A 14,880-nucleotide genomic window follows, 5' to 3' on the forward strand; every position below is an offset into this window, starting at 1 on the left:
GAAACGAAACAGCGCCGATGATAGTGTAGCATTTGCTATGTGAAAGTAGGACATTACCAGGCTTCAAATTGTAGAAATCCCGAATCTAACGATTCGGGCTTTTTTACGTCTGCAGAAAAGTGAAATACGCGCAATTAACACACACTCACATCAACACACATCACGTAGGTCGGGCGAGCGTAGCGACTCCCGACGTTAAAATCACAACAAAATCCCTTAATATCTCAGTCGGCCAACACAGTAGCATTTGCTACGTGACTTTCTACTGCTGTGGGCACTATGACATTCTACTGCGTAGCGCACCGACTTCACATTGTAGCGAGCCCGGATCTAACGATTCGGGCTTTTTTACGTCTGAAGAAAAGTGATATGCGCGCAATTAATATACACTCACATCAATACCCATCACGTAGGTCGGGCGAGCAAAGCGACTCCTGCTGCTAAAATTATAAAAACCTACGCTCTACGATGAGTGCGCATCATTTTCACTATGACTCTCCACCGCTGAAGGTATCATGACATCACACAAGCATTAAGTTGTAGAGCTCCCGAACTTAACGAGCTGGGCTTTTTACATTTTTAGAAAAGTGATTCAGGTATTCCTCTAGAGCGAAGCGTCTCTCAATGAATAATCTACTTAATTTAACTAGTTAAAGTGGCATCGCCGATGCGAGTGTAGTCTTTCACTGTGACGTCCTAACGCTGAGGGCACTATTGCACTGTACAAAGCTTCAAATTAAAGAAAGTCCTAACCTAAATAGTCGTTTTTTTGCATATATAGAATGTAAAAATATGAGTGAATAATATCAATTCAAATATATAAGCAGATTGGTATTATATAAAAAGTATGAGATCCTCATAAATCAAAGTTATTTTAAATTAATGGTATGAGTTAATGATTACTCGTTAACAAACTACTGACTTAACTTGTTTATGAAGGCAATGAATACTAATATAATTTCATGACCTTATAACTAAAATTTATTGAGTTAGTTGTTTTAAAATTACTACCAATAATGATTGTGAGCTGTAACTAGATGCCCTATGAAACATTTTTAGATGACTCTACTTCGCTAGTTGAATTTACACGTATTTACTTAGCTGTTTTTTATACTTTTGTTGCGGGGTTTTATACATTTAGAATTATTTATAAAAATCGAGATTCACCATCAGGCGTTATTTATCCCGGAGATAAGTTTTGTACTAGTTGGTGGAACCATATGGTTTTTAAATTTTTCAGGGCTGCTATTTGGTTTATATGTGTAATTAGAGTGTTTGTACCTGAGTTAGATAGCTACCTTGGGCTATTCCCAATTCTCAATGGCTGGCCAGGTGTATTATTTGGCGATATTTTATTGAGTGCAGGTTTTATTTTGACGATGTTTGTACATTTTCATATGGCAGCACTTTGGCGTTCAGGAATTGATCCTAAGGGACCACATGAGCTTAAAACATCAGGACTATATGAATACTCTAGGAATCCGATGTATTTAGGTGTTGTAGCTGCACAGGTGGGTTTCTTTTTAGCCTTACCTAGTATATTTAGTTTGACCTGTTTGGTTATTGGTTTTATAGCTATATATAGACAGACGTTAGTTGAAGAAGCTCATTTAGCTCATCGCTTTTCTGCACAATATAAAGAGTATAAACAACTAGTCCCTCGCTGGTTATAGCTTGGGATTGAGCTTTAAATACATGAATTTTTAACGCAAGAGTAAAGACGTGTTCTGTGTTGAATTGCTAAAATCCAGCACAATAGACATAAATCAGAGCACTTCTTTTTGTTTTATACCAATTCGCTTAATTAAGTGATCTATTTTGAGGATGGAAAAACGTGTTGATAGCTAGGCAAAAAATTTGCTATTTAGTTGTTCTAAATGAGAATTTTTTAACACAGGTAGCGACACATTTAGCCCCGCAAAATGATTAAGTATTATTGCGGATTGGTATTATATACTTTTTTATAAATTCTTTTTTAGAAATTGCCTTTGAAAAAATGTAGCCTTGAATATAATCGCAAGCAAGCTGCTTTAATAGGCCATACTGTTTTTGTGTTTCAACACCTTCCGCTACCACCATTACATCTAGGTTGTGAGCCATAGTGATAATAGCCTTCACGAGAGCAATACTATTATCGTTTGATTCAATATCGCTTATAAATGAGCGATCTATTTTTAAAATATCTATATCTAAGCGCTGTAGATACGCCAAAGAAGAATAACCAACACCAAAGTCGTCAATCGCTATGTCTATATTAATAGTGCTTAAGCGTTTTAATTGTCGCTGTATTGACGAATCTGGATCCATTAAGGTATTTTCAGTGACTTCAATTAAAATAGTGTTGGCGGGTAGTTGGTACTTTTTACTTGCAACAATCCATTCATCCACCCAGCAACCAGCGCGGTCAATTTCAAGAGGTGATGTATTTACACTGACTTGAATTGTCTTTTCACTTAAAACATTGAATTGGACGGTATCTTGAATTGCTTGAGATTTTACCCATTGGCCTATGTCGTTTATTAATCCATTTTTTTCAGCAACAGGTATAAATTCATTGGGGCCTATTAGGCCTCGTTCAGGGTGGTTCCAACGAATAAGGGCTTCAGCTTTAGGTACTGATTTCCCATCAATTGAAAATATAGGTTGGTAATATAATTCAAATTGGTTTTTTACAATTGCAGTGCGTATCTCTTCTATTAGGCGACGCTTTACTGTGGCTTTTTCTTCGATAGCATAGGAGAAAAACTCATAGCGATTCCGCCCTTTATTTTTAGATAAATACATCGCTTGATCAGCACGTCTAACAAGCTCTTCTACTGTTAAACCATCAGCAGGGAAAAACGTTAAACCTATGCTTGCGATAACATAGACTGTTTCTTTTTTTATTTTAATGCTCTGCATTAAACTACTTTTTACAGCTTCGGCAATTTTTGATGCTTCATCAGGGCTACTTACACCCTCTAAAATTAATGTAAATTCGTCTCCACCTAAGCGTGCTACTGTATCTTTTGTTGTTATACAGCTTTGCAGCCTCGTTGCTACCTGATGTAATAATAAATCACCGTAGTCATGCCCAAGGCTGTCGTTTACTTCTTTAAAACCATCTAAATCTATAAATATAAGTGCGAATTTCATTCCTTCAACACTTACTAAGCTTTGTAGTTTCTCGTAAAAATACCGTCTATTTGGTAAATCGGTTAACCCGTCTTGGTAAGCATATTGTTGCAACTGAATATTTGCATTTTCAAGTTCATTAGTACGAAGCCTAACTTGGTTTTCTAATGAGCTTTCTCTTTGCTCAATGTTGTATAGCATATCGTTAAAACAAGAAGTTAACTGTCCGACTTCATCTTGTGATAGTTGTTTAGCGCGTAAACTATAATCATGTGACGTTGTTATTTTATTTGCTGTTTGTGCTAAATATAAAATAGGGTTTAAAAAGCGGCGCCTTAGCAAAAGGGATAAAATGAGGCTGATAGCAAAGGTAAAGACCATCAAAATCATTATAAATTTAAAGTAAAAAGTGATTCTGTCTTGAATGTAACTGTTGTTAGCGCGTATTTTTAATACGCCATAATCATGCATATCAAGCTGAAGGGGGGTATTAACCTCAATGCTTTGTTCTATTTCTTCATTTTCGGCTTGAGCAATAACAAGTTGTTCACCAGTCATACTCGTTACCATTATACTAATAACATCTGAGCGTATAAGTATTGGGTTTATAAGCTCTTGTACTGCATCTATATCATTAAACATAAGTGCAGCAGTTATATTGGGTGAAAGCATTTTAGACAGCGACCCCAGGCTTTCTATTTGTTCTTCTTTAGCGCTGGTGATTTCATAAGCACTAAATACAATGGTTACTGTAGCGGTTGATACAAGTGCGACACTCATTAAGATGAATAATAATTTTTTGCTCATTGTATTTAATGCAAATAGTTTTTTCATTGCATTACCTATCTACAACGCGTGCAAGTCGTAGTACTTTTGAACTCATAGTAATGCCTGCATCTTTAAGCTGTTGTGGTGCAATTTCAAAGCGAATTTTACCACTGGAAAGAAAGAATCTGATATGGCCGCCATTTTCAATAAATGAGTCTGTTTCACCAATGACCATAATATTTTTTAGATCTAAAGGAGTTATGTTTTGCCACTGAGCAAATGTATCTGAGGTGATAAATAGCATGTTACACGCAGATGTTGTGACTTCATCAATAGTGACTAATTTATTATGCAAAGGTAATTTTTTTATAGTGCGATTTTTTAGAGCGGTGTTAGCCACATCAATAAAGTATTTATCAGGGCTACAAATAGTAAATTGATCAAGGGGTTCTAAATGAGAATCCCAGTGTCCAAAACGTGCAAAGTTATACAAGAAGCCTGCTTTTAGCATGTATTCTTTTTCAACAGCGTCAACGCTGGTACTTAAAAGTACCAAGGCTATTAAGCTTCTGTGAATTAGACTTCTTAATTTAATCATCTAATTAGCTTAGAAATTTGCTGAAATTGTAAACGTAATACATTCATCAATATAGTTTGGTAATGTATAGGTTTCGCGCGTATTACTGTACTCAATATGTGAACCTGAAAATAGGTTTTTACCCGAAACTGCAGTAGACCACACAGGCGTAGCCTGCCAATTCCAACTAATATCTAACGTTGTGTAATTATCAGTATTATATGCATTTGAGTTTACTGCTCGTAATGTCGCAAACACATTATGGTTGGTTAAAAAAGAATAATCGGCTTTTGCAAATAACTGCCTGTTTTTAGAGTCATACCCGATAGCGGGCTCTACTCTAGGAGGTAAATCGTAGTTATAATCGGTGTAACTATAACCAAACTCAGTATTGAGATTATCAATTGGTTGCCATGATACTACTAAGTCGAACCCTTTAGTGGTTGAGTCTGCTACAGATGCAAAGTCTAAATCTATACGAGTCATTGTTAGTGCTTGAAATACTTCTGGAATTTTCCCTGCTAGAAATAAATCAAGTATAGGAGTGAATTGTTCAGCATGCGTATTCATATCAATAACCGCTACGTTTTTAGCATCGGTATAATAAGTAGAAAGATCTAATGACCAATCGTTAGCAGTAAAACGGTAGCCTAATTCATAAGATAGATAGTTTTCTGATTTAACTTTGTCATTACCATTTAGGTAGGTTGCAATTCGGTAGTCGTCTATTTGGTCAAAGCCTGAACTTAAACCGGTAAGATCTTTAATTTCTGTACCATTAACTTTAAAGTTGTCGTTAAACTCAATTAATGTTGGTGTACGTACACTTCGCGATATTGCGCCCCAAGTAAGGTGGTTATCTACTGGTTTGTATATAAGTCTTGCTGATGGTTGATTTTCCCAGCCAGTTAAATCGTTATGATCAAGCTTAGTACCAATAATAAAGTCGAGAGTGTCAGGAGTCACATTATATTGAGCTTGAACAAGTGCACCATATTGTTTGAGGCTATCAAAGTTTTTATCGCTATCTAAAAATACACTTTCTGCGAAAGATATAGAATTGTATCGGTAGTTCAACCCCCAATCTAACTGTAGAGATTGATATATAAAGTTCATTTGATAATCAATATCTATCGATTCAAAGTCTTCTTTAATATAATTTTGAGAGCCATTTTGTTTAAGCCAAGAAATTTGTAGCATTTGATTGGCATCTGGCGACATTCTGTTTTCAAGGCGCGCCATTATGCGCGAGTCTGTTCGCTTTAAATCATCTGAAAATGAAATGTTTTCGTTGGTTTCATCGACAACACCTCGGTAGTTTTGGCCAAGTGTGGAATGAGTTACATCACCCTGAAGTAGCGCTGACCACTCATCATTAGGGGTAAAATCAGCTCTAAAACCTAAAGAATTTTGCTTAGTTGTGTCGTTAGGATCGAGTGAGATCCCTTTTTTTGATTCATTAGCATCTTTTAAATGACCATACACTCGGTAGCTGCCTATGTTACTTATATCACCACCGTAGCGAAGATTAGCATCAACATTTATTTGATTACCAGTTGTTACACTTGCGTATCCACCGCGAGTATCAATACTATTTTTAGTAATGATATTAATAACGCCATTATTTGCGTTACTTCCCCAAAGTAATCCGCCTTGTCCGCGTATAACTTCAATACGTTCAATATCGTACAAAGGAACGTTGAGTGTTTCCCAATAAACAGCGGCAAACTTTGGGGTATATAAGCTTTGCCCATCAATCATTACTAATAGTTTGCTTGAGAAACGAGATGCAACCCCTCTTGAGGAAATAGCCCATTGGTTGTTATCTAGTTGACGGACAATTAAACCAGGTACCATTTTGAGTGCTTCGGGAACAGAAGTTGCTCCAGACTTTGTTATTTGTTCTTTGCTAAGCACATAAATAGAGGAGGCGGTATCGAATGCTGATTGTGCTCTTTTCATCGCAGAAGTCGCTTGCACATCCATACCCATTAAAGCATCAAGATCGAGATCTTCATCTTCAAACGGCTCAGCCGTTACAAGAGGGCACACAAAAAGTAATGGCCAAAATAAACGTTGTGATATTTTCACCCAAAAGTCTCCTGCGCAATCAAAAAATCAAAAACAATGACTGTTTTTGTAATACATTTGATATCACACAATATTAACATACATTAACAGCGTAAAAGTATAAATGCGATTAAATCAAAACAACTAATTTTGTAGTAGTTAAAAAATTTAACTTCGGCCAATAAAACAGTAAAATTTAAAAAATAAAGTAGATACATTTTATACAATTACATTTATTAAAGAGTCAAAAAATAGAAGTTACTGAGAGTTATATGATTATATACTATTTAAAATTTAGTCTATTTTTGAAGGACTTCAAAGTATTTTGCGCTTATTGATTATTTAACTTTGCATATCATGCTTTTACAAGGGCGATATTAATTATACGTGCACGATTAATCTAACTTTGTATTAACTATTATTGTAGTTTCAATTACCTTTGCTTTTATTAAAGGTATATAGAATACTTAAATTCGCTTGGTTTTGCTTTGAAGGCACCAAAGTATGGAAAAAAATGAATTAATTAATGTAGAAGAAGTACTCAATTTAATGCTTGATGCCGTTTGTGTAGTAGATAAACAAGGCACATTTATTTTTGTCAGTGCCGCATTTGAGCAAATATTTGGTTATACGGCCGATGAAGTTGTTGGCACAAAAATGATTAATTACGTTTACGAAGGTGATCATTATAAAACGCATAATGCCGTAACTTCGCTGTTGTCTGGCGAAATGGTGAACCCTCGCTTTGAAAACCGTTGGATGAGAAAAGATGGTCAAGTAGTTCATATATTATGGTCTGTTCGTTGGTCAGAGCAACATCAAGTAAGAATTGCTGTCGCGCACGATATAACTGAACGTAAAGTAATGGAAGATCAACTCCATTATATGGCACGGCACGATGTGTTAACTGGCTTACCAAATCGATCTTTATTGATGAATCGATTAGAAAAAGTAATTATTAGTGCAACCAGAGACAACACGTTTTTTTCTTTACTGTTTATAGACATAAATGGCTTTAAAGCAGTAAACGATACTCACGGACATGAAATTGGCGATAAGCTTTTATGCGCTATAGCAAAAAGGCTTTCAGCGTCAGTAAGGCATTACGACACAGTAGGGCGTTTAGGTGGAGACGAATTTTTAATTATTTTAGATAACTTAAGTTCTAGCCACGAAACCGTCAGAATAAAAAATAAAGTCCTCACTGAGTTTAAAGCCGTCTTTAAGTTAGATGACGTACTACTAAATATTTCACCCAGTATAGGAATTGCAAATTACCCCGAGCACGGCCAAACAGATCACGAACTCATAAAGTATGCTGATCAAGCTATGTACAAAAATAAACAACGAGGCTTAGATAACGTAACCTATTTACCTCAATAACTAAGCTGAACTATCACCTTAGCTTAAACAATAATCACAGCGCCCTTAACTACAATGCCTTACTTGCCGACATATTTTTTAATATCGGTTTGCCAGTGCTGCGCTAAAAAATCTATAAATGCTCTTACAACAGTTTGTTGGTAGTTCCTTGATAAATAGGCTGCCCACAAATTATGTCCAGATGATAATGAAGGCGATTACCGTATCGGCAGTAATACATTTTTTACGAATGATGCAGGCGAAAGCAAGGTATCGGTCACTGATTATGCAACTGCAATGGTTGATGAAGCGCAAAATGCGGCGCACGTTAATAACCATATTAGTATTGCCTACTAATATGGTTACTAATCAAAAGCGTTTGATTATTTAGATATAACAATACTGGCTCACAAGGTTAAAATAATTTAATCTGAGCGTATTAATTCTTATTAAATTATTTGCCTTATGAGCCTTCTTTTTTCTCTTGCGTTAGCAAGCCTTCCCGCTTTACCAAAGCCAGTTGCTAATAATGCTGTGGCTAAAGTTACAGTACAAAACCAAACCTATTTTTTAAGCTTTATGGGACTGGGCCGCGATAAACAGCATTCGTCAGTGCATAACAAGGTGTGGGCGCTTAAAGTTGGCGATTCACAGTGGCAATCTAAAACTGGTGTGCCTTCAAGCTTGCCACTAAAAGGGCGCTTAGCAAGCACCGCAGTCGGTTTAGGCGAGTACGCCTATGTGTTTGGCGGCTATACGGTAGCAGAGGATCATACTGAAGTTTCAAGCCCCGACGTATATAAGTACGACGTAATAAAAGATACCTACACTCATCTTGCGAGTATGCCAGTACCCGTAGACGATAGCGTCGCGCTGAGCTACAAAGCGCGTTACATTTATCTAATTAGCGGTTGGCATAACGACGGCAACGTAAACTTAGTACAAGTATACGACACGCAAAATAATACATGGCAACAAGCCTCGCCATTTTTAGGTGAGCCTGTATTTGGCCAAGCCGCTGCTATTAGTGCTAACACCATTGTTATTTGTGATGGCGTTAAAACACAAGCTAATCCTGATTCGCGTCGCTCGTTTGCAGGTGTAGCACAGTGCTTAAAAGGCACAATAGATTCAACTAACCCACAAAAAATAGATTGGCGTACCTTGCCACATCCAACAGGTACTGCTCACTATCGAATGGCTGCTACCAGCTATAACGGCAATATTTATATGATGGCAGGCTCTAATAACCCATATAACTACAGCGCAATAGGCTACGACGGCAAACCTGCACCAGCAAGTGACCATGTTTGGCGCTTTAGTATCGAAAAAAACGAATGGCAGATTTTATCACCAGTTGAAGTAAAGAGTATGGATCATCGTGGTTTACTTGAGCACAGCGGTGTTTTATATCGAATTGGCGGCATTGATAACAGTCAGCAAGTAAGCGCTAACGTACTCGGTTACGAGGCGCCAAAGTGAATACCCTTTACATTACCGGAGCGGGAGTCAGCGCTGCCAGTGGTATTCCTACCTTTAGAGGGGAGGATGGTTATTGGACCATTGGCAGTAAAAATTATACGCCTATGGAAATGGCAACACGCGCAATGTACCAAAATGCCCCTAAAGAGTTTTTAGCATGGTATTACCATCGCTTTGCAACGTATCGTAACCATGGCCCAAACGACGTACACCATTGGCTAAGTGACAAAAACCTAATTACTCAAAACATAGATGGGCTTGATGGCAAAGCGGGTAATAAAAACTACATTGCTATTCATGGCAGGCTTGATCAAATGACCTTATTTCATGAGCAAGGTGAGCCAGTCACGCCACTTGCCACCCCGTGGGAAAGCGTAGACGAAAGCCGCCTGCAAGAGTCTCTTTTTGAGCTATTTAATATTCAACACCAAACGCCTGAGCTAAACCATTCATTTAAGCCCTTTGTTTTATTATTTGACGAATACTACACCGAGCTTTACAGAATAACACAAGCACAACAGCGTATGCTCAACGCCGATAAAATTGTATTTATGGGCACCTCGTTTAGCGTTAATATTACGCAAATGGCAATTGAAATAGCCCGAAATTACGACATTCCTGTTGAAGTGGTTGACCCTGAACCTGCACATATTTTGCACGCTAACGTCACATATAAAAAAATGAATGCATTAGATTACATTCAATCTAATTAATAAGTGCTATATTTTAAAGGGATTGATAATGTTTTCTTAAATATTACAATCTCTTTATATAATATTAACGAGTCAAAAATGTTATTATTATCCTGATTATAACAATACTAAAGAGATCTGAATGAGCGACTTAACTGCAATAGCAAACTTGTCCATTTTACTTGTAGAGCCTTCAGAGGTTCAGCAAAAAATAATAATAAAATCGCTTTTAGAAAGTGGTGTAAAACAAGTTGAAACTGCATCTACACAAACACAAGCGCTTAGCTTATTAGCAAGTTATCACCCTGATCTAGTTATAAGTTCTATGTATTTATCTGACGGGACAGCCGACTCACTATTGCAAGAAATAAGATCAAATCCTATCACCGAGCATCAACCTTTTATGCTTATATCGAGCGAGCGTAATAAAAAATACCTTGAGCAATTACGTCAATCGGGTGTTCTAGCTATTTTGCCTAAGCCTTTTAGCGCAAAAGCCATTACCCGCGCACTCAAAGCAACCCTCGATATTATAAGCGAAGAAGAAGTAGAACTTGATCATTTTGACGTAACGCTGCTGCGAGTTTTAGTGGTAGACGACAGCCGCTTTGCGCGTAAACACATAATACGCGTACTTGCGGGTATGGGAATACCAGCACCGGTAGAAGCTGAAAACGGTAAAGAAGCTATTGAGCACTTAAATAACCAATCGTTTGACTTAATTGTAACCGACTACAATATGCCAGAAATGGACGGACGAGAACTAACAGAAACCGTTAGAAGCTCAAATAGTTACTCGCATATTCCTATTTTAATGGTGAGCTCAGAGGCAAACGAAACGCACCTAGCAAATATAGCTCAAGCGGGAGTTGATGCTATTTGTGATAAACCGTTTGAACCGGCCACAGTGCGAGAATTATTGTTTAAAATAATGTCTTAAAAGTAAGTACAAGCGTAGGACGGTTATTATTTGGCCTACGCTCATCTTTAAAATACATTTACTATTACAGTTTTCCTAATCTATAAATGAGTAATGCAGTTTTTTTAATGTTTTTATCAAGGCTGGTTAAATCGGCTGTTTCGTTTTTAGTGTGCGCGCCGCTGCCCATTAAACCTAAACCATCAAGTGCCATATCAACATGGTTTGCGGCAAACGAAATATCAGCTGCACCTGCGTTGCGTGGGTTGGCGGCTACTACTTTGTTGAAGCCTAAATCATGGCTTGCGTCGCTGTATAATTCTAATAGCTTTTTATTGCCATCAGTTAATGCCATTGGCGGGTAACCGTCTTCAAAAATAAGCTCTGCTTTACTGCCATTTAAACTGTTGCTAGCAATGAGTTGCATTGATCTTTTTGCGCTTTCTACCTGCTTTGGCGATAGTGCGCGTAAATCACCTGCTACATGCACGGTTTGTGCTATTACATTACTTTTACCAAACGCCGTTGCTGAGGAATTAGCACTGTCGTAGTCGGCATTTGTACCACCTACAATAAGCCCTGGGTTAAATGTTAAATTAGGTTGCGTGGCAAGTTGCTCTCTAAAATCATTTAAAATGCGTGATGCTTCGTAAATAGCGCCATAACCAACGCTTTCGCTAAATATTTGTGACGAATGCGCTGCATTTGCCGTTACATTTAGCGTCCAGCCTGTATAACCACGGCGCGCCGCCATAGCAGTTTTTATATTGTTATCGCCATTTTCATAGCCAAGCGCTACGTCAGCCCAAATTGCTGCATCAACAATAGCTTGTTTAGATAAGCTAAGCGGGCGACCGCTGCTTTCTTCATCGCCAGTCAATAATACTTTTATGCTTACATTTTCGAGTAAATTAAGGGCTTGTAAGCTTTTAAGTGCTGTAATTATTATCGTGTTACCGCCTTTCATATCGGCAACGCCTGGGCCACTGGCTGTATCGGCATCAAGTTGTTTGTAGGTAGTAAAGTTATCGTTTTTGGCAAATACCGTATCTAGATGGCCGATCATCAGTATTTTTATTGCATCGGGATCATTACTCTCATGGGTTGCTAATACATGCTCTGCGCGGTTAAACGCACTGCCATCAAGCCATTCAACTTTAAAACCAATGGCTTTGAGCTGCTCGCTTGTCAGTGCGCCTATTTTTTTTACACCTTCAATATTAAGCGAACCGCTATTAATATTTACGGCTTGCTCTATTTCTTTAAGTGCTTGGGGAATGTTTTTATCGACCAGTTTTACTATTTCACGCTCATTTTTATCAAGCGCAGCATGGCTTGTAAGCGGCAAGGTACTAGCAATTGTGAGAATAAGTGCATGGCTAAATTTTAAAAATGACATAACAGCATAATAAGTGAGAAATAAGAGTATTTAATATGAAGTAAAAATACAGAGGATTCAATAGGGGTAGATTGTGATTTTTAACTAATTTTATAAGTAATAACGAGTTACAAGTTTAAGGGTGAACGCGTTATTAGTTTAAACACAGGTATTTAAAATACAACCTCTTGAATAATAATCAACCTGTATAACTTAATAGCAATTTCCCCGATATTACTAACCTCCATCATTTGGGATTTTTGCTGCATCTAGAAAAGTTGAGACTGAACTAACTGTTTACAAATACTTATTTTATAGCTAGGGTAAAACCATTGTAATATAAGAACATTTGTCATTTTTAGGCGACAAATGTCGTAGACTAAATTGTAAGATTTATAGGTATAAACAATGAATAACTTAGTTGTATTAATAACGGGTGCTAATAGGGGAATCGGTTTCGAATTAGCCAGACAATACCTTATAAATGGATGGACAGTAATTGCTACCTGTAGAGATCTAGAAACGGCGGTTGCTCTAGTTTCATTGAAAGGTAAGTTTCCAAATAAATTGTCTATTGAACTAATGGATATCACTTGCCCTGAAAAAATTAAGACGTTGGCAAGTAAACTTAATGAGGAAAATATTAAATTAGATTTAATAGTAAATAATGCGGGATATTTGGATCGAGAAAACACAAGTATCCATACTATTAATTATGCTAATGCTGAAATGTGTTTTAAGGTGAATTCACTTGGACCACTATATTTAACTCATTGCTTTTTACCTTTAATAAATAAAAAACGCTTATGTAAGATAGCCGTTATTTCTTCTGCTATGGGATCTTTGTCGCTAGAACAAAGTGTGGATTGGTATGGTTATCGAATGTCTAAAGCCGCTGCCAATATGCTAGTAGTGAACTTATCACAAGAACTTGTTAATGATAATGTGGCTGTGGTAGCTGTTCACCCCGGATGGGTTCAAACCGATATGGGTGGCTCTACAGCAAGTGAAAATGTTGTGGATTCGGCTCTTGGAGTTATGAACGTTATTCTGAATTTATCTATTGATAATACGGGAAAACTTTATAGTTTTAATGGTGATGAGTTACCGTTCTAGTAAATATAACAACACGCTATAAGGTGGATAACTAGTAAAGTTAGCTATTAATTGCAAATTTTAAACTGCTGAGCCTCTTCGTTTTAAGGCTATTAAATACGTCAATTCATCGTAGGGTGTTAACGCGGTTTAAGATCCATAACCCATTCATGCAGCGCTCTAGGTATGTAAGTGAGAAATAAGAGTATTTAACATGAAGTAAAAATACAGAGGATTCAATAGAAGTAGATTGTGGTTTTTAACTAATTTTATAAGCAATAACGAGTTACAAGTTTAAGGGTTTTGGGGGTGTACGCGTTATTGTTTTAAACACAGATATTTAAAATATAACCTTTTAACTAATAATCAAGCTGTATAACTAAACAACGATTTGTCTGATATTACTGATCTCCACCATTTTGTTTTTTTGCTGTATTTAGAAAAGGTAAGGCGAAGCTAACTATGTGTTTACAGGCGTTTATTTTATAGCTAGGATAAAGTCATTGTAATATATGGATATTTTTCGGTTTGTAAAACGACAAATATCGTAGACTAAATTTTCAGCTTACTAAGGGAAATATGGAACATTTCGTAGAACTAGTTAAAGCATTAGCATGGCCTGTTGCAGTTATTTGGATTGCATACATATTTCGTGCTGAAGTACGCCAGTTATTGGGGCGGGTATCATCTTTTAAATACAAAGATGTTGAAGCAAGCTTTGAAAAGAGTCTAAGTAAAGCTGAAAATAGTGCTAAAAATATTGCCAAGCCTCAAGTAAATGAATCTGAAACTGACTTAAGTCAAAAAGAACAATTACTTCGTATTGCTGATGTTTCTCCAAGAGCAGCCGTCGTCGAAGCATGGACATTAATTGAAACTGCAGCACTGAAAAGCGGACTCTCGACTGGTACAGCAATTAAACGAACTAATCCTAAAATGATTTTGGATCACCTGTCAGCATCTGGTAAGTTTTCACCTGATAGTTTGGAATTAATTAATCAATTGCGACTAATCAGAAATAAAGCAAGTCACTTACCTGATTTTTCTGTCACACAATCAGAAGCAGAGCGTTATTTAGACTTGGCAGTTAAAAGTGCAGCTGTTATTAGTGCAACCGTAATTTAACAACCATTTAAAAATTAAAGTGGCTGTCCTGCTAAATCACTGCGATGAATAAAGGGATAAATAAATTGACCTTACGGGGTCAAGCGAAAGTAAACGCGCAATGGCAACTGTATTGCCTTGTTCATAATATAGAAAGCTGCGAAACACGATGCATTAATGAGGGTAAGCCCTTTTAACCTAAAATAAAGCTACTCAACTACCCATAATCCCTTCCAAAATGCCAATTAAAACAATATCAAACACTTCTATATTCTGCGTAAAAATACAGTAATCAATTGAACCAAAATAGGAACTCAGC

General features: G+C 37.0%; 11 protein-coding genes and 1 pseudogene. 8 read left to right on the forward strand and 4 right to left on the reverse strand.

The genetic code is table 11. From position 1 onward, the window contains the following. The first annotated feature begins 1,037 nt into the window (after positions 1-1,037). Positions 1,038-1,673 carry a methyltransferase family protein gene (locus AAEY68_RS19870; protein ID WP_024592871.1) on the forward strand — a complete coding sequence of 212 codons (636 nt, stop codon included), beginning with the start codon at positions 1,038-1,040 and terminating at the stop codon, positions 1,671-1,673. A gap of 253 nt (positions 1,674-1,926) precedes the next feature. Here the strand turns inward: AAEY68_RS19870 and AAEY68_RS19875 are convergent, their stop codons facing one another. Genes AAEY68_RS19875 through AAEY68_RS19885 form a run of 3 tightly spaced genes read right to left on the reverse strand, consistent with a single transcriptional unit; the run spans position 1,927 to position 6,550 of the window. After that, on the reverse strand, positions 1,927-3,948 hold the full coding sequence (locus tag AAEY68_RS19875) for a putative bifunctional diguanylate cyclase/phosphodiesterase (RefSeq protein WP_350586736.1): 2,022 nt from the start codon (positions 3,946-3,948) through the stop codon (positions 1,927-1,929). Positions 3,949-3,952: 4 nt separating this feature from the next. Next, entirely contained in the window at positions 3,953-4,480 is a 528-nt protein-coding gene (locus tag AAEY68_RS19880; protein WP_007586256.1) for a YfiR family protein, read from the reverse strand. 9 nt (positions 4,481-4,489) lie between these two features. Continuing rightward, complete coding sequence (locus tag AAEY68_RS19885) at positions 4,490-6,550, reverse strand: TonB-dependent receptor plug domain-containing protein (protein WP_024592869.1); 2,061 nt, start codon at positions 6,548-6,550, stop codon at positions 4,490-4,492. A 483-nt stretch (positions 6,551-7,033) separates the two neighbouring features. On the opposite strand from AAEY68_RS19885, the gene AAEY68_RS19890 reads away from it, so the two are divergent. From AAEY68_RS19890 to AAEY68_RS19910, 4 genes are all read left to right on the forward strand, one after another. Further along, positions 7,034-7,912, forward strand: a complete 879-nt coding sequence (locus tag AAEY68_RS19890; RefSeq protein WP_024592868.1) for a sensor domain-containing diguanylate cyclase — start codon at positions 7,034-7,036, stop codon at positions 7,910-7,912. Positions 7,913-8,356: 444 nt separating this feature from the next. Beyond that, positions 8,357-9,373: a Kelch repeat-containing protein gene (locus tag AAEY68_RS19900; RefSeq protein ID WP_024592867.1), complete on the forward strand. Its 1,017-nt coding sequence runs from the start codon at positions 8,357-8,359 to the stop codon at positions 9,371-9,373. Next, positions 9,370-10,086: an SIR2 family NAD-dependent protein deacylase gene (locus AAEY68_RS19905; protein WP_007586245.1), complete on the forward strand. Its 717-nt coding sequence runs from the start codon at positions 9,370-9,372 to the stop codon at positions 10,084-10,086. Before AAEY68_RS19900 ends, AAEY68_RS19905 begins: the two co-directional genes overlap by 4 nt. Positions 10,087-10,207: 121 nt before the next feature. Then, positions 10,208-11,005: a response regulator transcription factor gene (locus AAEY68_RS19910; RefSeq protein ID WP_165735534.1), complete on the forward strand. Its 798-nt coding sequence runs from the start codon at positions 10,208-10,210 to the stop codon at positions 11,003-11,005. A gap of 64 nt (positions 11,006-11,069) precedes the next feature. Here AAEY68_RS19910 and AAEY68_RS19915 read toward each other — a convergent pair whose 3' ends face one another. After that, complete coding sequence (locus AAEY68_RS19915) at positions 11,070-12,383, reverse strand: M20/M25/M40 family metallo-hydrolase (protein ID WP_350586737.1); 1,314 nt, start codon at positions 12,381-12,383, stop codon at positions 11,070-11,072. Positions 12,384-12,770: 387 nt separating this feature from the next. On the opposite strand from AAEY68_RS19915, the gene AAEY68_RS19920 reads away from it, so the two are divergent. The 3 genes and pseudogenes from AAEY68_RS19920 to AAEY68_RS19930 form a co-directional block, all read left to right on the forward strand. Further along, the gene (locus AAEY68_RS19920) at positions 12,771-13,478 is read left to right on the forward strand and encodes an SDR family oxidoreductase (protein WP_197112943.1); all 708 of its coding nucleotides are present in this window, start codon (positions 12,771-12,773) and stop codon (positions 13,476-13,478) included. Between the two features lie 558 nt (positions 13,479-14,036). After that, entirely contained in the window at positions 14,037-14,582 is a 546-nt protein-coding gene (locus AAEY68_RS19925) for a DUF4145 domain-containing protein (RefSeq protein ID WP_024592863.1), read from the forward strand. 44 nt (positions 14,583-14,626) lie between these two features. After that, positions 14,627-14,739, forward strand: a pseudogene (locus AAEY68_RS19930) (transposase); the annotation flags it as partial. Positions 14,740-14,880 lie beyond the last annotated feature (141 nt).

It is taken from the genome of Pseudoalteromonas sp. RB2-MNA-CIBAN-0110, assembly GCF_040309305.1.
Classification (GTDB): Bacteria; Pseudomonadota; Gammaproteobacteria; order Enterobacterales; family Alteromonadaceae; genus Pseudoalteromonas; species Pseudoalteromonas arctica.